General features: G+C 43.7%; 22 protein-coding genes. 2 read left to right on the top strand and 20 right to left on the bottom strand.

Going from position 1 to position 15,760, the window contains the following annotated elements; genetic code table 11:
• Positions 1-9: 9 nt before the first annotated feature.
• From folD to HNQ34_RS11360, 18 genes are all read right to left on the bottom strand, one after another.
• The gene (gene folD / locus HNQ34_RS11445) at positions 10-873 is read right to left on the bottom strand and encodes a bifunctional methylenetetrahydrofolate dehydrogenase/methenyltetrahydrofolate cyclohydrolase FolD (protein WP_183254634.1); all 864 of its coding nucleotides are present in this window, start codon (positions 871-873) and stop codon (positions 10-12) included.
• A gap of 64 nt (positions 874-937) precedes the next feature.
• Positions 938-1,333, bottom strand: a complete 396-nt coding sequence (gene nusB, locus HNQ34_RS11440; RefSeq protein ID WP_183254630.1) for a transcription antitermination factor NusB — start codon at positions 1,331-1,333, stop codon at positions 938-940.
• Positions 1,334-1,863: 530 nt separating this feature from the next.
• Entirely contained in the window at positions 1,864-2,259 is a 396-nt protein-coding gene (locus HNQ34_RS11435) for an Asp23/Gls24 family envelope stress response protein (RefSeq protein ID WP_183254629.1), read from the bottom strand.
• A 12-nt stretch (positions 2,260-2,271) separates the two neighbouring features.
• Positions 2,272-3,624 (bottom strand): acetyl-CoA carboxylase biotin carboxylase subunit, encoded by a 1,353-nt coding sequence (gene accC / locus HNQ34_RS11430; RefSeq protein ID WP_183254627.1) that lies wholly within the window; start codon positions 3,622-3,624, stop codon positions 2,272-2,274.
• Positions 3,625-3,639: 15 nt separating this feature from the next.
• Positions 3,640-4,152, bottom strand: coding sequence for an acetyl-CoA carboxylase biotin carboxyl carrier protein (accB, locus tag HNQ34_RS11425; protein WP_183254624.1), 513 nt, complete (start codon positions 4,150-4,152; stop codon positions 3,640-3,642).
• 219 nt (positions 4,153-4,371) lie between these two features.
• On the bottom strand, positions 4,372-4,956 hold the full coding sequence (locus HNQ34_RS11420; protein ID WP_183254622.1) for a SpoIIIAH-like family protein: 585 nt from the start codon (positions 4,954-4,956) through the stop codon (positions 4,372-4,374).
• Between the two features lie 16 nt (positions 4,957-4,972).
• Positions 4,973-5,608: a stage III sporulation protein AG gene (gene spoIIIAG / locus HNQ34_RS11415; RefSeq protein ID WP_183254620.1), complete on the bottom strand. Its 636-nt coding sequence runs from the start codon at positions 5,606-5,608 to the stop codon at positions 4,973-4,975.
• The gene (gene spoIIIAF / locus HNQ34_RS11410; protein WP_183254618.1) at positions 5,592-6,218 is read right to left on the bottom strand and encodes a stage III sporulation protein AF; all 627 of its coding nucleotides are present in this window, start codon (positions 6,216-6,218) and stop codon (positions 5,592-5,594) included. The genes spoIIIAG and spoIIIAF overlap by 17 nt, the downstream gene beginning before the upstream one ends.
• Before the next feature lie 13 nt (positions 6,219-6,231).
• Positions 6,232-7,386, bottom strand: coding sequence for a stage III sporulation protein AE (gene spoIIIAE / locus HNQ34_RS11405; protein ID WP_183254690.1), 1,155 nt, complete (start codon positions 7,384-7,386; stop codon positions 6,232-6,234).
• Positions 7,387-7,411: 25 nt separating this feature from the next.
• Entirely contained in the window at positions 7,412-7,816 is a 405-nt protein-coding gene (gene spoIIIAD / locus HNQ34_RS11400) for a stage III sporulation protein AD (protein ID WP_246364109.1), read from the bottom strand.
• A gap of 9 nt (positions 7,817-7,825) precedes the next feature.
• Positions 7,826-8,032, bottom strand: coding sequence for a stage III sporulation protein AC (gene spoIIIAC / locus HNQ34_RS11395; protein ID WP_183254686.1), 207 nt, complete (start codon positions 8,030-8,032; stop codon positions 7,826-7,828).
• Positions 8,033-8,051: 19 nt separating this feature from the next.
• Entirely contained in the window at positions 8,052-8,564 is a 513-nt protein-coding gene (spoIIIAB, locus tag HNQ34_RS11390) for a stage III sporulation protein SpoIIIAB (RefSeq protein WP_183254616.1), read from the bottom strand.
• Complete coding sequence (gene spoIIIAA / locus HNQ34_RS11385; protein ID WP_183254614.1) at positions 8,561-9,484, bottom strand: stage III sporulation protein AA; 924 nt, start codon at positions 9,482-9,484, stop codon at positions 8,561-8,563. Before spoIIIAA ends, spoIIIAB begins: the two co-directional genes overlap by 4 nt.
• Positions 9,485-9,698: 214 nt before the next feature.
• Complete coding sequence (locus HNQ34_RS11380; protein WP_183254611.1) at positions 9,699-9,980, bottom strand: YqhV family protein; 282 nt, start codon at positions 9,978-9,980, stop codon at positions 9,699-9,701.
• 151 nt (positions 9,981-10,131) lie between these two features.
• Positions 10,132-10,689 carry an elongation factor P gene (gene efp / locus HNQ34_RS11375; RefSeq protein ID WP_183254609.1) on the bottom strand — a complete coding sequence of 186 codons (558 nt, stop codon included), beginning with the start codon at positions 10,687-10,689 and terminating at the stop codon, positions 10,132-10,134.
• Positions 10,690-10,716: 27 nt separating this feature from the next.
• Positions 10,717-11,778 carry a Xaa-Pro dipeptidase gene (gene pepQ / locus HNQ34_RS11370; RefSeq protein ID WP_183254607.1) on the bottom strand — a complete coding sequence of 354 codons (1,062 nt, stop codon included), beginning with the start codon at positions 11,776-11,778 and terminating at the stop codon, positions 10,717-10,719.
• Positions 11,766-12,224 carry a type II 3-dehydroquinate dehydratase gene (aroQ, locus tag HNQ34_RS11365; RefSeq protein ID WP_183254605.1) on the bottom strand — a complete coding sequence of 153 codons (459 nt, stop codon included), beginning with the start codon at positions 12,222-12,224 and terminating at the stop codon, positions 11,766-11,768. The genes pepQ and aroQ overlap by 13 nt, the downstream gene beginning before the upstream one ends.
• Before the next feature lie 71 nt (positions 12,225-12,295).
• Positions 12,296-12,802 (bottom strand): YqhR family membrane protein, encoded by a 507-nt coding sequence (locus HNQ34_RS11360; protein ID WP_183254604.1) that lies wholly within the window; start codon positions 12,800-12,802, stop codon positions 12,296-12,298.
• A 179-nt stretch (positions 12,803-12,981) separates the two neighbouring features.
• On the opposite strand from HNQ34_RS11360, the gene HNQ34_RS11355 reads away from it, so the two are divergent.
• The gene (locus tag HNQ34_RS11355) at positions 12,982-13,920 is read left to right on the top strand and encodes a DUF1385 domain-containing protein (protein ID WP_183254601.1); all 939 of its coding nucleotides are present in this window, start codon (positions 12,982-12,984) and stop codon (positions 13,918-13,920) included.
• A gap of 24 nt (positions 13,921-13,944) precedes the next feature.
• Positions 13,945-14,316, top strand: a complete 372-nt coding sequence (locus HNQ34_RS11350; RefSeq protein WP_183254600.1) for an SA1362 family protein — start codon at positions 13,945-13,947, stop codon at positions 14,314-14,316.
• A 14-nt stretch (positions 14,317-14,330) separates the two neighbouring features.
• Here the strand turns inward: HNQ34_RS11350 and HNQ34_RS11345 are convergent, their stop codons facing one another.
• Together HNQ34_RS11345 and mntR are read right to left on the bottom strand one after the other, a co-directional pair.
• On the bottom strand, positions 14,331-15,215 hold the full coding sequence (locus HNQ34_RS11345) for a patatin-like phospholipase family protein (protein ID WP_183254598.1): 885 nt from the start codon (positions 15,213-15,215) through the stop codon (positions 14,331-14,333).
• A gap of 87 nt (positions 15,216-15,302) precedes the next feature.
• A complete protein-coding gene (gene mntR / locus HNQ34_RS11340; RefSeq protein ID WP_183254596.1) occupies positions 15,303-15,731 on the bottom strand; it encodes a transcriptional regulator MntR in 429 nt (142 codons plus the stop codon).
• Positions 15,732-15,760: the final 29 nt, after the last annotated feature.

Here is a 15,760-nt window from a genome sequence, read left to right as displayed (position 1 = left end):
CGTCCTCGCTTATCGCTGAACTTGCTGCGCATATTCGCGCGCTGCTTCGACCGTATTATGAAGAAGCATTGTAATCGTCATCGGGCCGACCCCTTTTGGCACAGGCGTTAAATAGCTGGCCACTTCCTTCACTTCATCAAATCGGACGTCACCGCATAATTTCCCATTTTCTAGCCGATTGACGCCGACATCGATCACAATCGCTCCTTCTTTCACATGTTGCGCGCCGATCAAATTGGCTTTGCCGACCGCCACAATTAAAATGTCGGCTTGACGAGTGATCGCTGCTAAATCTTTTGTTTTAGAATGGCAGTACGTGACCGTCGCATGTTCGCGTAAAAATAATTGCCCGACCGGTTTGCCGACGATGTTGCTGCGGCCGACGACGACGACATGTTTGCCGGCAATATCCACACCGAGCGACTGCACCATAAATAAAATGCCGTACGGAGTACACGGAAGAAACGCCTTTTGTCCGACCATCATGCGGCCGACGTTAATCGGGTGAAAACCATCAACATCTTTTTCCGGTGCGATCGCTTCGATCACTTTCAGTTCGTTAATATGGCTTGGAAGCGGGAGTTGTACTAAAATGCCATGAACCGCCGGATCATCATTGAGCTGTTTGATTTGTTGCAATAAAAACGATTCTGTAATCGTTTCAGGAAACGTCAACAATGTCGAACGAATGCCGACTTCGGCACATGCTTTTTGTTTGCCTTTCACGTACGAGTGGGACGCCGGGTTGTCGCCGACAAGAATGACCGTAAGACCTGGCTCGATTCCTTTGCTCTTTAGCTCCTCCACTTCTTTTGCCAATTGGGCGCGTTTTACGCTTGCTAATTCTGTTCCATTAATGATTTGTGCTGCCATCGTTCCTACTCCCCTTTTCTGATCGTTCATTTTGTGTCGTTTATGTTTCGTATTGTATCAGCAATCATGACATTTGCAATGCGTCTTTCACTTTTGAAAGAACCGCGTTAATAAACCGGCTTGATTTATCATCGCCAAATTTTTTCGCTAATTCGATCGCTTCGTCAAAGCTGACTTTAAACGGGACATCCTCTACATATTTCATTTCATATGTCGCCATGCGCAAAATGGAACGGTCGACGTTCGCTACCCGCTCCAGCGTCCATTTTTCTAAGTTGTTGCGCAATAGTTCATCGATCTCGTCTCGATGCTCTACCACACCAAAAACGAGTTCGCGAAGGAACGGATCGATTTCATCTTCATTTACCACGTTGTGAATTGCTTCTTCCGGTTCGATCCGACCGACGTCAATTTGAAACAGCGCTTGGAGCGCTTTTTCCCTCGCTGTATGCCGCTTCATCGTTTTCCTCCTCAATTTGACATAATTCGAAACGGATAAAATGTTTCGTTGCTGTCTAGGTCTCTTATGCCAAATAACTTTCCTCAGTCGAAGTGGCAAGCACTTCTCTTCGAAAGGACGTTTGGCTTTGAGATGGTGCCAAGACGACATTTCGCCGCTCTCCGCAGGACGCGCACTGCCTTTAGACGAAATTAAGTCGCCTCCGCTTTTCTTATATATAAACGAACGTTTATGCGATAATCATACCATATTTTCATGATCAGTGATACTGCAACCCGTACAAATCATTCATGTGGTATATAAAATTGTCGGCTTTTGCTAATGGCATAAAAAATACGTCCGTCAACTAAGATCTAAATCAGGCGTGTTGATTCCCCAATAAAAACCAGTTGAGATAGTTCTATTCCTAGCTTTTCTGCCGTACGATTCTCTGTTTTTTTAGCAAAATAATGGATAATCAACATTCGTGATACTAAATTTTTTTAAATACAAAGGGGGCTCTTTATTTTGTTCATGAGCCCCCTTCTCTTTTATTCGATTTCTTGTTCTTGTTTAGGCGTATCGAATTGAATGCCGACAACGTGAACGTTAATTTCACTCGTTTCTAAGCCTGTCATATTAAACAATGCTTGGCGGACGTTTTCTTGGATTTTTTTCGCAACGCTCGGGATCGAAACGCCAAATTGGATGAGGCAGTAAATATCGATCGCTACTCCTTCTTCTCTTAAATCGACTTTTACGCCTTTTCCATGGTTTTTCTTGCCGAACCGTTCGACGACGCCTGCAGCAAAATTTCCGCGCATTTGCGCAACACCTTCGACTTCGCTTGCCGCAATTCCAGCAATAACTTCAATCACTTCCGGAGCAATTTCGACTTTTCCTAAGCTAGTTGACTCTTGCTCCACTTCAAATACGTGCTCAGACATCTACAGCACCTCCTATGATTTCATCACATCATACAACTCGAGAAACTTCGTGTTGAAGTCCCCTTGCACGAATTTTTCGTGCTCTAATAATTTTAAGTGAAAAGGAATCGTTGTATGAATCCCTTCGATAATAAATTCACTGAGCGCCCGTTTCATTCTCGCAATCGCTTCTTCCCTCGTCGGGGCATGGACGATGAGTTTCGCAATCATCGAATCGTAATAAGGGGGAATCATATACCCCGGATAAGCCGCCGAATCGATGCGCACCCCTAATCCTCCAGGCGGGAGATACATTTGAATCCTTCCCGGTGACGGCATAAAATTTTTTTCCGGATTTTCCGCGTTAATGCGGCATTCAATTGCCCAGCCGTTAAACGTGATATCTTCTTGCATGAGCGACAGCTTCTCTCCAGAAGCAACGCGAATTTGTTCTTTAATTAAGTCCACACCCGTAATCAACTCTGTGACCGGATGCTCCACTTGAATGCGCGTATTCATTTCCATAAAGTAAAATTTTTTCGCCTTATGGTCAAAAATGAACTCCACGGTTCCGGCACCGGTATAATTCACGGCTTTTGCCGCTTTAACCGCCGCTTCTCCCATTTGCTTCCGCATTTCTTCATCCAAAGCCGGAGACGGTGCTTCTTCGACAAGCTTTTGTAAGCGGCGCTGGATCGAGCAGTCGCGCTCCCCTAAATGGATGGCATTGCCATAGGAGTCCGCGAGCACTTGAATTTCAACGTGACGGAAATCTTCGATATATTTCTCAATATATACGCCCGGATTTCCGAACGCTGTCGCCGCTTCTTGCTGGGTAATGTTAATGCCTTTGATCAGCTCTTGCTCGTTTCTCGCGACACGAATTCCTTTTCCGCCGCCGCCAGCCGTTGCCTTAATAATGACAGGATAGCCGATTTCGTTCGCGAGCGCAACCGCTTCATCCATGCTTTCAACAATTCCTCTCGAACCAGGAACAATTGGAACGCCTGCTTCGCGCATCGTTTCGCGGGCGATATCTTTAATCCCCATTTTTGCAATCGCTTCCGGACTTGGACCGACAAACGTCACATTGCATTCGCGGCAAAGCTCAGCAAACGCAGCATTTTCCGCTAAAAATCCGTACCCTGGATGGATAGCGTCACATCCGGTTAATGTGGCGACACTCATAATGTTCGTAAAGTTTAAATAGCTGTCTTTTGAAGCGGTCGGTCCGATGCAATATGCTTCATCCGCTAATTGAACGTGAAGTGCCTCCCGGTCCGCTTCAGAAAACACCGCCACCGTCTCAATACCAAGTTCCTTGCAAGCGCGAATGACGCGAACGGCGATTTCTCCTCGATTTGCTACTAACAACTTTTTAATCATCGCTCGTCCTCCCCTTTATTCTGGTTTCACAAGGAATAAAGGTTGTCCATATTCAACGAGCTGGCCGTTTTGCACAAGAATTTCTACAATTTCACCGTTGACTTCCGCTTCGATTTCATTGAATAGCTTCATTGCTTCGATGATGCAAACAATCGTATCCGTTTTGACTTTATCTCCCACTTTAACATATGGCGGTGAATCTGGAGACGGCGCCGCATAAAAGGTTCCAACCATCGGCGATGTAATTTTATGCAAATTGTCCGCTTTCACCGCTTCTTGTTTCGATTGTTCTTGTTTAGTTTCTTGGACAACAGCCACCGGCTCAGTTGTCGCTTGCGGTGCTGTAACTTCCTGTACAATTGCTTTTGGAGCTGGTTCCACAACCGTTTTGACAACCGCCTCAACCGGAACATTCCCGTTCGGTTTTTTCATATGTACTTTTGTTCCTTCGTGTTCGTATAAAAATTCCTCAATGTTTGCTTGGTCAATTAATCGAATAAGCTCACGAATTTCTTGAATTTTCAACATTATTCACACCTCTCGCCCCATAATTGTGTCATATACTACCATCATACGACAGACCTTCCCTCATATTCAACAACAGAATGTAGCGATAATTATACTTACTATCTAGTCATATAAACAATTATTATTATATAGCATTAAAATAATTTTTCCACTGTAAAAATAGAATGCCCTTATTTCCAAAAAAAAGCTGATCCCCATAGGAGTCAGCTTTTCGCCTATTTATTTTGCCGGCTGGAATTCAACTGCAATATCTTGCATGTCGCTGATTTCGCTTTTTACAAGTTGAATGATTTCGTTTGCTGCTTTGGCGGAACGTTCTTTCGCTCTGACGGTCACTCTTACCGTATCGCCGTCTGCACGAACGAGTACGTCTTCGTATCCCCCTTTCGATTTAATGAGCGTTTCTAACGTCGCTTCCTTTTCAGCGAGCGCTTCAAGCTTTTGAATTTTATCAATCGCTTCGCTCTTCTGCTCGGCGGTTGCGCTTGTTGAAGCAACAATCGCATTTAATTGATCACGCAAGCGGCTTCGCTCATCGTCAATTTGCAGGCGTAAAGCGGTAAATACGTCATCGCTGGCGATGCTTGATGTCGCTTTTCCATCTTGCGCTTCCGTTTGTTCTAACGTTACGTCGGCTCCTTCTTTTGTCGCGGTTTGTTTTTCAGCGTCGCTTGCTTTTTTGTTTTGTTCATTCATAAAGGCAACGCTGTCGTTCATGTCTTTTGGAGCGGTTACATAATACACCGATAATACTACTACTAAACTTAACATCGTTAATAACCAAACGGTTTGCTTTTTTAACATTTTGATCAATCCTCCCCTATTTTTTTGGCAATACAGCAACGCGATAACTAGGCACGTTTAACACGCGCGTAACCGCTTCGACAATCCATTTTTTCACTTGCAAATTATCAGCGCCCTTAGCCACAACGAGCACTCCCCGAATGTCTGGTTTTTTTGTTGTGACGACGATCGGCTTTTCGTTTTCCCCATCGCGAATGATGACAACTTGTTCATTAAACGAGTGATTTTCGATTTTCCGCTTTCCGCCTTCGCGGTCAGTTTCATCGGTTGTTTGCTGCTGTGTGACTCGGTTTTTCTCCAGCACTTTTATTTCGGTGGCATCGACGTTGACGACGACCGTTACGTCGTCCACTCCTTCAATCGCTTCTAATGCAGCTTTTAGCTGTTCTTCGTAGCGCTGTTCATACTCGGCAATGATTTTCGATTTTGTTTCTTGTTTTTGTCCGAATGCTTCCACTGTTTGCTGATCGGCCGTTTGCCCAAGTACGGCTACAGCATTTGTAGTTGACGTCTCATTTTTCCACTTGTAGCTCATGATCATAAACAAAACGCCTAGCAGTAACAAAAGCAACACGTAAGAAACGGGTGTAGTCTTCTTTCCCTTATTCTCTTTTTCAGGCGGCGCAAGCCAACGCTTAATGAACGGAAACATCCCCCCAGTCCCTCCCCTCGATTTGGACAACGATTTTTTCTTCATGTATGCCCCATTTTGCTGCAAAAAACGAAACGAGTTCTTTTTTTTGCGCTTCATCCTCTGCTGCTTCGCTAAGCGGTTTAGACGCATCGATGACAACAGGCTGAATTGCTTCTTGGTCTCGCTGTTTACTGACAATCACTTCAATCGCTTGAATATCGTCAGGAATTTGTAACGATTCGTTTTCTTTTGTTTGCAAAGTGACATGTTGTACGGTCAACCCATATTGTTTCATCAACTCCCCAGCTACTTGTTTTTTCATCTGGACAGCCATTTGTTCTAAAATATATGCACGTTGTGAGGCTTGTATTTCTTTTTTCTTCTGTTCTAGTTCATTTTTCATCGTTTCTTGTTGCCGGCTTCCTTCCGCTGTCACTGTTGCTAAAAGACGATCGACATTGATAGAAAAAATGTTTAACAGCGGTGATAGCATAATGAGAAGGAGAATAAGCCCGACGACCATTTTTACGTATTTTTGAAAACTTGAAGAAGGGAGCAATAACTCGATGATGATGGCAAACAATATAAACATAATGATATTTGTGACCCATTCAATGATAAAATGCACGAATTCCCCCTCCTTAACGAACCATCATCGCAATATTTCCAGCGGTAATGATGACCGCTAAACTAAGAAAAAACATGAGCGAGACGATCGCTAACGCAGCCAAAATATAGAGAATACTTTTGCTAATGATGTTTAAGCAAGAAATGACAGGACCGCCGCCGAGCGGTTGCAAAACGGCAGCAGATAGTTTGTAAACAAAAGCAATCGCGAAAATTTTTAAGGCCGGAAATGCAGCGATGATGAGCAATAATGCCACTCCAGCGACTCCAACCGCATTTTTCAGCAACATCGAAGCTGTCACAACCGTATCGGCTACATCCGTAAACATTTTGCCGACGACCGGAACGAAATTTCCTGTCACAAACTTCGCCGTCCGTAATGCAATGCCGTCTGCAATGGCGGATGTCGTCCCTTTGACGGACATAACGCCAAGGAAAACCGTTAAAATGATACCAAGCGTCCCCATTGCCACCTTCGTGAATAAATCTGCCAATTGCGTCACTTTATAATGCTCGGACATCGTGCTGACGATGCTTAATAGCGCCGCTAAAAACAAAAGAGGCAGCGTCACATATTCAACAACGATCCCCGTCGTATTCATTAAAAAAAGAATAATAGGGTGAAAAAACGCGGCCGAAACGAGTCCGCCTGAAGAGGCTAACAGCGCTAGCAAAAGGGGGATCATCGCAATCATAAAATGGGTCATTGTTTGAATGGTCTCTTGGGCGTATTCCATCCCCAGCCGAAAGCTGTTTAGTGCAAGGATCATCAACACCATATACACGACTGCGTATGCTACTTTGCTGACCGCTTGCTGTTCAAACGCCGTTTGCAGCGACTGTAAAAACAAACTAAACACCGTCAGCAAAATAAGCGTTCCAAGCAGCTTTCCATTTGCCTGCAATTCGTAAACAAGAAATTTCAGAAACGCTATCAGCCAATCTTTGAGCGACCATTCTTTCTGGCCTTGTAAAAACTGTACGAGTGACCCTTTCTGGCTTTCCGGCAAAAAACCTCCGTATTTCACAACGATATCGCTCCAATATTTTTGAATATCATCCATATTGATTGCTTCCATCTGTTTTTGGACGATTTGCTCTTGACCAAGTGCAGCTTGTACCACATATGGTGATAAAAAAAGGGAAGAGGCGAATAGCAACGAAATCATCACTTTTTTCAATTTTTTCAATGAATCACCCCCTTGATGAAGGAATCAAGCCAATCACTGTTTCAATAATGGCCGTTAAAATCGGGATCGCCATCGCTAAAATTAAAATTTTGCCGCCAAGTTCGATCTTGGAAGCGATTGCTCCTTGTCCAGCATCTTTAGAAATTTGCGACGCAAATTCTGCGATATAAGCAATACCGATAATTTTTAAAATCGTTTCAAAATACACCATATTGATATTCGTGTCGGAAGCAATTTTTTGCAACATTCGCAAAATCGCGCTAATTTGGTCAATTAAAAAAAGAAAAATGACACATCCGACAAACACCGTTAGTAAAAACGCCACGCTCGATTTATGCTCCTTTAGCAGCACGACTAAAAACGTGGCGATCAATCCTATGCCAACAATTTGCAACATTTCAATCGCCATCTCCTCCCCCTAACTTCGGAACAAAAACACGTCTTTTATCTTTTGGAACAAGTCGCTAATGACAGAAGCGACCATAAACAAAATGTAAATAAAGCCGAGCAGAGTGACCCATTGTGCAAACTCCTTTTTCCCCATTTGATCGAGTACTGTATGCAGTAAAGCGATCGCGATGCCTACTCCAGCGATTTTAAAAATGACATCGACATCCATCCCCATCATCGTTTTCCTCCTAGAGTTAAATCAATAAAATAATGAGAAGCAGCCCTACAAGAAACCCTAAACTTTTCGCCATCTTTTCATAGCGGGCTTTTTTTTCAAGCGCATCTTGTTCTTCGCGGTCAAGATGGACAAGCGCCAAAGCAATTTGCTTTTGTTGAGCAACTCGGTCATATTGGCCTAACGTTTCGCCAAATTGTTTCATCACTTCAAATTCTCCTTGTTTTAGCGCTGTCACCCGCCAAATATCACGCAAGCTATCTTCCCACGCTTCGTGGACACTCGTTTCCCCCGTTTGTAGTTTTTCAGCAAACTGCTCAAAGAAGCGCGAAAACGGAAAAGTGAGCTGTCGCGCTAAATGCAGCGCCGCTTCCGCCAGCGGAGTGTGGCCATACATAATTTCTGCCTCTAGTGACTGCAACGCTGTTTTTAACTGCCGCAGTTGTCTAGGACGTTCGCTTAACTGACGCGATGCCTCAAATCCGCTCCATGTCGTCGCAAGCAAAATAAGCAACGCTCCAAACCACTTCATTTTCTCACCTCCGCCCCGAATAATACCGTCCCTGACCTGTCAATAATGCGCCGAATCGTTCCGGGACCGCGCTCATTCGTCAGTTCAATAAACCGTTCAAATACACGTTGTTCGATGAGCGGACGCAACGTCGGTCGTTGGGCGATGTCACCCCAATTTTTTCCGTGAACGGTCGTCCATACGCATACACCGGCATGAACGGCTTCCAACATTGCCTCGCTATCTTCCCAGCGCCCAATTTCATCAACAATGAGCACGTCTGGGCTCATCGATCGAATCATCATCATCATTCCTTCTGCTTTCGGGCAAGCGTCAAGCACATCGACGCGATGCCCTAGCTCAAATTGCGGAATGCCTTTGACACACCCAGCAATTTCTGAACGTTCATCGACAATCCCGACTTTTTGTGACGGAATATTTTTGGTTGGGACACCGCTGCTGATCATGCGAGCGATGTCGCGAAGAAGAGTTGTTTTTCCTGTTTGTGGTGAACCGATAATCATCGTGTTACACCACCGCCCGTTATACACATATGGAATAAGCGGTTGGGCGATGCCGATTTTTTGCTTGGCAACGCGAATATTAAAAGAGGTGACATGGCGAATCGCTTTGACGCTTCCGCCATCCGTGATAACTTTCCCTGCTAGTCCGACACGATGTCCGCCTTGAATCGTAATAAATCCCCGTTTTAATTCTTCTTCGATCGCATAAATGGAATAATGGCTGATTTTATTGAGAAGGTGTACGCCATCTTCTGCTGTTACTTCATATGCAAGAAAATAGGGGATTCCTTTAGCGATCACTTCTAACGGTCGCTGAACTCTTATGCGAATTTCTTCCATGTCGTCCCTCCATGAAGGTGGCAATTGCTGGAGAGCTGCAACGATTGTTTTTGGTAACATGTCGATGATTGCTTGCATGCGCTCCTCCTCCTTTTCTATGTATCACTTACATTTCGCACCCTGAATAAAAATTCAAAAACAATTTATAACGAATGAATATTCATCCTTTAATTAACAATAAAACACATTAAACAAGTTAAATTATTACTTTTTTTGAAAATAAATCACTATTCAGTGATATTCAAAAAAACACCTCATATTTAGGCAAAGGTTGCGAAATATGATGTATCACTTACTTATAGACACCAAATAAAATCAACGCTACACCAAGTCCAATCCAAAATAGTTTGGAAAATGAAAGCTCGTCCGTCATGGAAAGAAGGCCGATTGTCATCGTTACAATAAAAATGATTGGACCTACGATCGCCAGCAACGCATTGACTACAACCGCTTTTTTCACATCGTTAAAAGAAAGCATCATAATAGCTGCTGTCAATTCAATCGTGGCTGATAATAGGCGCAATCCCGCCATCGAGAGAACTGTTGAATCGATCATCGATAACCACCGTTTCATCAAATCCTCCTAGTGAATGAAATGATTAGTACAAACGTATGCAAAAACGATTCGTTTCAGAAGCGGTTTTTAGGCAAAATCAAGAAAAACGGGGAACGAAGTTAAGCAATAAAAAAACCCCTTGCTTATACAGCAAGGAGTTTGCTAATAGTTACGCGCGGGATACGTATGTTCCGTCTGTCGTATTGATGATAAGTACATCGCCTTCGTTTACGAAGAACGGCACTTGTACGACAAGACCCGTTTCTAGCGTTGCTGGTTTCGAGCCGCCAGAAGCCGTATCGCCTTTAATGCCTGGCTCTGTTTCGACCACTTTTAGTTCTACTGTGTTCGGAAGCTCAACGCCAATCGTTTCGCCTTGATACATCATAATGAATACTTCCATATTTTCTTTTAAGAATTTTAATTCGTGCTCGATTTGTTGCGAAGAAAGCTCAATTTGCTCGTACGTTTCCGTGTCCATAAAGACGTGTTGATCACCGTTCGCATATAAATATTGCATTTTCCGGTTGTCAATTTGGGCACGGTTCACTTTTTCACCTGCACGGAACGTTTTTTCTTGAATCGATCCAGTACGAAGGTTGCGTAATTTAGAGCGAACGAACGCCGCTCCTTTCCCTGGTTTCACGTGTTGGAACTCGATGACGCGCCAAATATCGCCATCTACTTCGATCGTTAGTCCTGTACGAAAGTCGTTCACTGAAATCATTGACAAATGTCCTCCCACTTCCAATAATTATAAAATAATTAACTCTTTTGGTGAGCGAGTCAGCGACTCGTTACCGTCCGCAGTGACAACGGTATCATCTTCAATGCGTACGCCGCCAAGACCTGCTATGTAAATGCCTGGTTCTACCGTCACGACCATCCCCGGCTCTAACACGACATCGGAACGGGCCGATAACGCCGGACCTTCATGCACTTCAAGACCGATTCCATGACCGGTGGAATGGCCAAAATACTCGCCGTATCCTTTTTCAGCAATATAGTCGCGGGTAAGCGCATCGGCTTCGCGTCCGGTCATTCCCGGCTTAATGCCCGCCATGCCGCGCAGCTGAGCTTGCAACACAACATCGTAAATCTTTTTTAATTCGTCGCTCACTTCACCGACAGCGATCGTTCTTGTAATATCCGAACAATAACCTTTGTAATAAGCGCCGAAATCAAGCGTGACGAATTCTCCTTTTTCAATTACCTTATCTGTTGCCACTCCGTGCGGTAACGCTGAACGATAGCCAGATGCAACGATAATATCAAACGAAGACGAAGCTGCGCCTTGCTTTCGCATAAAAAACTCCAATTCGTTGGCAACGTCGATTTCTTTTACACTAGGGCGAATAAAATGAAGAATGTGGTCAAACGCTGCATCGGCAATCTCTGCTGCTTCCTTTAATATCTTAATCTCTGAATCGGACTTAATCAAGCGTAACTTTTCGACCATACCGGAAACAGGTACGAGCGTTGCTTCGATTTTTTTTTCATATGCTTGAAATGCCGCATACGATAAATCATCTTGTTCAAAGCCGAGCTTTTGGATGCCGAGCCGGGACACTTGTTTGGCAACTTCCTCAACGATCGAACTGGTGTGCTGAACAACTTCATATCCTTCCACCTGTTTAGAAGCTTGCTCGACATAGCGGAAATCAGTGATAAAAACCGCATTTGTTTTTCCGACGACCGCAACGCCGGCAGTGCCGGTAAAACCAGTCATATAGCGGCGGTTGTAACTGTTGGTGATCAACATTCCGTCAATTTCATATTCATCAAAGCGCGCGCGCAGTTTTTCTATTTTTTCCACGTTTTCTCTCTCCCTTTCACCTTCTCTAACAGCGCCAAAATCGCCAGCCGATATCCAGTAAAACCAAGTCCGACAATTTGTCCGACCGTAACGGGCGCTATCACGGATACATGACGAAAAGGCTCACGGGCATGAATGTTGGAAATATGTACTTCAACGACAGGGACATTAACACTAGCAATCGCATCACGAATCGCATAACTATAATGAGTAAACGCACCGGCATTCAAAACAATGCCGTCATACATGCCTTCAGCGGCATGAATTTGGTCGATAATTTCCCCTTCGTGGTTGCTTTGAAAACAAGTTAACTCCGCTTCATATTCGGTCGCAAAAGATGTTAGTTGCTGCTCGAGGTCTTGCAGCGTATCACTCCCGTAAATATGCGGCTCTCGCTTGCCGAGACGATTTAAATTCGGACCATTAATAAGAAGAAGACGCACCATTTTCGTAACCCCTTTAACAAAAGAAAAGAATGTTTAAACAACCACATTCTATCATAAAATGTCTGCTGTCACTACTCATTTGTTGCTTTTGTTTGTTGATGCTCACTTTCTTGCGTTTCAAACGAAATCGAATAGCCAATAAATAAGCCGTACAATATGTACAAACAAATTGTGGTAATAACCGTGTTTCGCTCTAATTGGGAAACGGAGCGCAAACTAGGTAAGAATGGATTGAGCACGTAAAAAACAATCACCCATAACGCAACGCCATAAACAATGCCTATCCACATGCTTTGCATTTTTCTAAATAGCACATAATAAAGAAGCGCAACTATTATAGATAGTAAGCCAATAAGAAAAATGGCCAAATAATTTCCGGCCTTTCCGTACTTCCAATCGCCGATATTCCATGGAAACAAAATCATGTTCGGGCTCAGTTCTGTAAAATGAAAAAAATGCGCTAAATATCCTACCAAACTCCAAAATACTCCGCCGAAAAATCCCGTAATAATCGCTTTCATCCATAACGACATCGGTTGTTCCCGTTTATTTTGTTCAAGCTGTTCATTGTCTTTCATTGCCGTTTGACACCTCCGTTTTTAGTATGGCCTTCCATGAACAAACTCATGAATGAATTTACAAAACCATGTCTATCCATTTTTATTTTTGGCAATGATAATCGTATCATCAACCTAGAGGTTTCCGGCCATTTCTTGTAGAATAGAATAATAAATATAGAAATAGGTTGGTGTAAACAATGGAGAAAGCAATGAAACCGATATATGGCGGTCAGGCGGTTGTGGAAGGTGTGATGTTTGCCGGAAAGAAGCATTCCGTGACCGCGATTCGCCGCAAAGACAAATCGATCGAGTATTTTCATGTACGACGTCAAACGAATCGAACGTTGTCGTTTCTGAAAAAAATTCCGTTTATCCGCGGAATCGTAGCCATTTTAGAAGCGAGCGCAAACGGGGCGAAACATTTTCAATTTGCGAGCGAACGTTACGATTTGGATCCGAACGATCACAATGCGCTGAATGAAACGAAAAAAGAGGAGTCAAAGTTATCGCTCGTTCTTGGCGTCGCCGTACTCGGAGTATTATCATTCTTGTTTGGAAAATTTCTCTTTACGATGATCCCAGCCTTTTTGGCCAACTTTACAAAACCGATTTTCCCGTCAAAAATGGCGCAAATTTTCGTAGAAGGGACTTTTAAGTTATTGCTGTTGCTTTTATATATTTATTTTATTTCGCTTACACCGCTTGTGAAGCGCGTGTTCCAATATCACGGTGCAGAGCATAAAGTCATTAACGCCTTTGAAAACGGGGTGCCGCTCACAGTTGAACACGTTCAGCAACAATCGCGGCTTCATTACCGGTGCGGCAGCAGCTTTATTTTATTTACGGTCATCGTCAGCGTATTCGTCTATATGTTCGTCCCGATCAATCCGCTCTGGGTAAGAATTGTTAACCGGCTTGCCTTAATTCCTGTCGTTCTCGGCATTTCGTTTGAAGTGTTGCAGTTTACGAACCGGCTGAGAGATGTTCCAATATTGCGCTGGCTCGGTTACCCGGGCTTATGGCTACAGCTTTTGACGACAAAAGAACCAAGTGATGATCAAGTCGAAGTCGCGATCGCTTCATTTCAGCAATTGCTTCGTTTGGAAGAACAGGAAACAACAAAAGCCAGTCGGTAATTTTATGAAGGAGGTGGGTGCGCAATGTTTCGTCGTACCATTCATCCATTGATTGGGATTGTCCTTTTTTTAGGAGCACTCGGGTTCGTTTATATGTTATTTGAACAACCAGCGCTGCTCTTCCGGCGCATCATTTTCATCGGGCTAATTGTCGCTATCCTTTATGCCATTTACCATTTGGCTTATAAACGGCAGAATAAGGAACGATCCGCTTACTTAAAAGCGGTCCACCAATCGAAAAAACTGTATGCCGAACGGGAGCGAAAACTGCCAGTCAAAACATTGTCCCATTCAAAAAAAGGAACGCACCACCGCTTACAGAAAAAACGAAGCACCTCTCATTTAACAGTCATTGAAGGGAAAAAAGGGAAAAAGAAGAATCGGGCGTTATTTTAGCCCGATTTCTCTTTTTAATATGCCCACTTTTTAAAAAATTGCTCGGTTTTCATTTTGCCGTATTCGATCAATCGCTCTCTCTCCTCGCTTGTCATCGCAAATTCCGTAGGAAGCACATGATGAACGGGAATAAAAACGATATTTTTTTCATGCCGCCGTGAAATGTAGCGGGCGTCATGCGCTTCTTTCATTGCGCTGAATAACGCTTCGTACAGTTCAACCGCATTGCGAATGTTCTTTTTCGGTCTTTCAGTAAGTTTAGCGCTGAGCTGAATTCCGAGCACAGGGCGCTTTTTCACTTCTTTTTCTTCATCAAATAAAAAGAGAGGAAAGTTACTGAGAACGCCTCCATCGACAATGACGAATTTTCCTGTATTAGTTTGCAATTTGACCGGTTCGAAAAAATACGGAATGCTGACGCTCATTCTTACCGCTTTCGCGACCGAAAATGTATCGGGATCGATACCATATTGCGGCAAATCAGTAGGCAACACAAGAATGCGGCCGTTTGTCACATCCGATGCAACGACATACAAGCACTCTTTCGGCAAGTCGGCAAACGTTCGGACTCCCTTTGCGGCTAAAACGTTTTCTAGCCATCGTTCTAGAACTTCCCCTTTATACAATCCCATTTTCCAATATAAAAATATCCATTTCATCAATGGCAATGGAACGATCGCCCTGCGCTCATCAAGCAGCTGCTGCAAGTCTAATTCATCGAGCAACTCGATGATTTGTTGGCTCGTATAACCAGACGCAATCAATGCAGCAATAAGCGAGCCTGCACTCGTTCCGGCAATCCGCTTCAGCCGAAGCCCTTTGGCTTCAATCGCTTCATAAGCGCCAATAAGTGCAAATCCTTTCACGCCACCCCCTGAAAACACGATGTCAACGTCCACGATGAAAGCCCCCTCCTGGCGGTTTTATATATGTATAAGAAAGGGGAGAGGGATTTAGTATTAAAAACAAAAAAAGAGTAAGGAACCTTACTCTATATTTTGCTCGTTTTGTTTTTGAACGTTGCGAAGCTCTTGAATACGCTCTGGATCCTCTTGAAAATATTGTACTAAATCACCGATGCGGTCAATCGCATTCCAGCTTAAGTGATGTTCAATTCCCTCAACATCGCGATAAATGTTTTCTTCATCAACGCCGATAATGCGCATAAATTGTTCCAGCAATTCATGTCGGTACACAAGCCGTTTGCCGATTTTTTTTCCTTTCGCTGTCAACACAAGACCACGATATTTTTCATATACTAAATATTCATCTTTATCCAGTTTTTGCACCATTTTTGTAACAGAGGAGGGATGAACGGACAAAGCCTCAGCAATATCCGATACTCTCGCATATCCTTTTTCTTCAATTAGAATATAGATCTGCTCGATATAGTCCTCCATGCTTGGTGTCGGCATAATAGTCCCCTCCCGTAAACCAATACTGA

This window comes from Anoxybacteroides tepidamans, assembly GCF_014201465.1.
GTDB classification, from domain to species: domain Bacteria; phylum Bacillota; class Bacilli; order Bacillales; family Anoxybacillaceae; genus Anoxybacteroides; species Anoxybacteroides tepidamans.
This window is presented reverse-complemented; position numbering and strand designations above follow the sequence as displayed.

Coding starts and splice junctions, on each gene's coding strand:
- folD (WP_183254634.1), bottom strand. CDS start 873: ATGGCAGCACAAATCATTAATGGAACAGAATTAGCAAGCGTAAAACGC.
- nusB (WP_183254630.1), bottom strand. CDS start 1,333: ATGAAGCGGCATACAGCGAGGGAAAAAGCGCTCCAAGCGCTGTTTCAA.
- HNQ34_RS11435 (WP_183254629.1), bottom strand. CDS start 2,259: ATGTCTGAGCACGTATTTGAAGTGGAGCAAGAGTCAACTAGCTTAGGA.
- accC (WP_183254627.1), bottom strand. CDS start 3,624: ATGATTAAAAAGTTGTTAGTAGCAAATCGAGGAGAAATCGCCGTTCGC.
- accB (WP_183254624.1), bottom strand. CDS start 4,152: ATGTTGAAAATTCAAGAAATTCGTGAGCTTATTCGATTAATTGACCAA.
- HNQ34_RS11420 (WP_183254622.1), bottom strand. CDS start 4,956: ATGTTAAAAAAGCAAACCGTTTGGTTATTAACGATGTTAAGTTTAGTA.
- spoIIIAG (WP_183254620.1), bottom strand. CDS start 5,608: ATGTTTCCGTTCATTAAGCGTTGGCTTGCGCCGCCTGAAAAAGAGAAT.
- spoIIIAE (WP_183254690.1), bottom strand. CDS start 7,386: ATGATTTCGTTGCTATTCGCCTCTTCCCTTTTTTTATCACCATATGTG.
- spoIIIAD (WP_246364109.1), bottom strand. CDS start 7,816: ATGGCGATTGAAATGTTGCAAATTGTTGGCATAGGATTGATCGCCACG.
- spoIIIAC (WP_183254686.1), bottom strand. CDS start 8,032: ATGGGGATGGATGTCGATGTCATTTTTAAAATCGCTGGAGTAGGCATC.
- spoIIIAB (WP_183254616.1), bottom strand. CDS start 8,564: ATGAAGTGGTTTGGAGCGTTGCTTATTTTGCTTGCGACGACATGGAGC.
- spoIIIAA (WP_183254614.1), bottom strand. CDS start 9,484: ATGCAAGCAATCATCGACATGTTACCAAAAACAATCGTTGCAGCTCTC.
- HNQ34_RS11380 (WP_183254611.1), bottom strand. CDS start 9,980: ATGAAACGGTGGTTATCGATGATCGATTCAACAGTTCTCTCGATGGCG.
- efp (WP_183254609.1), bottom strand. CDS start 10,689: ATGATTTCAGTGAACGACTTTCGTACAGGACTAACGATCGAAGTAGAT.
- aroQ (WP_183254605.1), bottom strand. CDS start 12,224: ATGGTGCGTCTTCTTCTTATTAATGGTCCGAATTTAAATCGTCTCGGC.
- HNQ34_RS11360 (WP_183254604.1), bottom strand. CDS start 12,802: ATGAAAGACAATGAACAGCTTGAACAAAATAAACGGGAACAACCGATG.
- HNQ34_RS11355 (WP_183254601.1), top strand. CDS start 12,982: ATGGAGAAAGCAATGAAACCGATATATGGCGGTCAGGCGGTTGTGGAA.
- HNQ34_RS11350 (WP_183254600.1), top strand. CDS start 13,945: ATGTTTCGTCGTACCATTCATCCATTGATTGGGATTGTCCTTTTTTTA.
- mntR (WP_183254596.1), bottom strand. CDS start 15,731: ATGCCGACACCAAGCATGGAGGACTATATCGAGCAGATCTATATTCTA.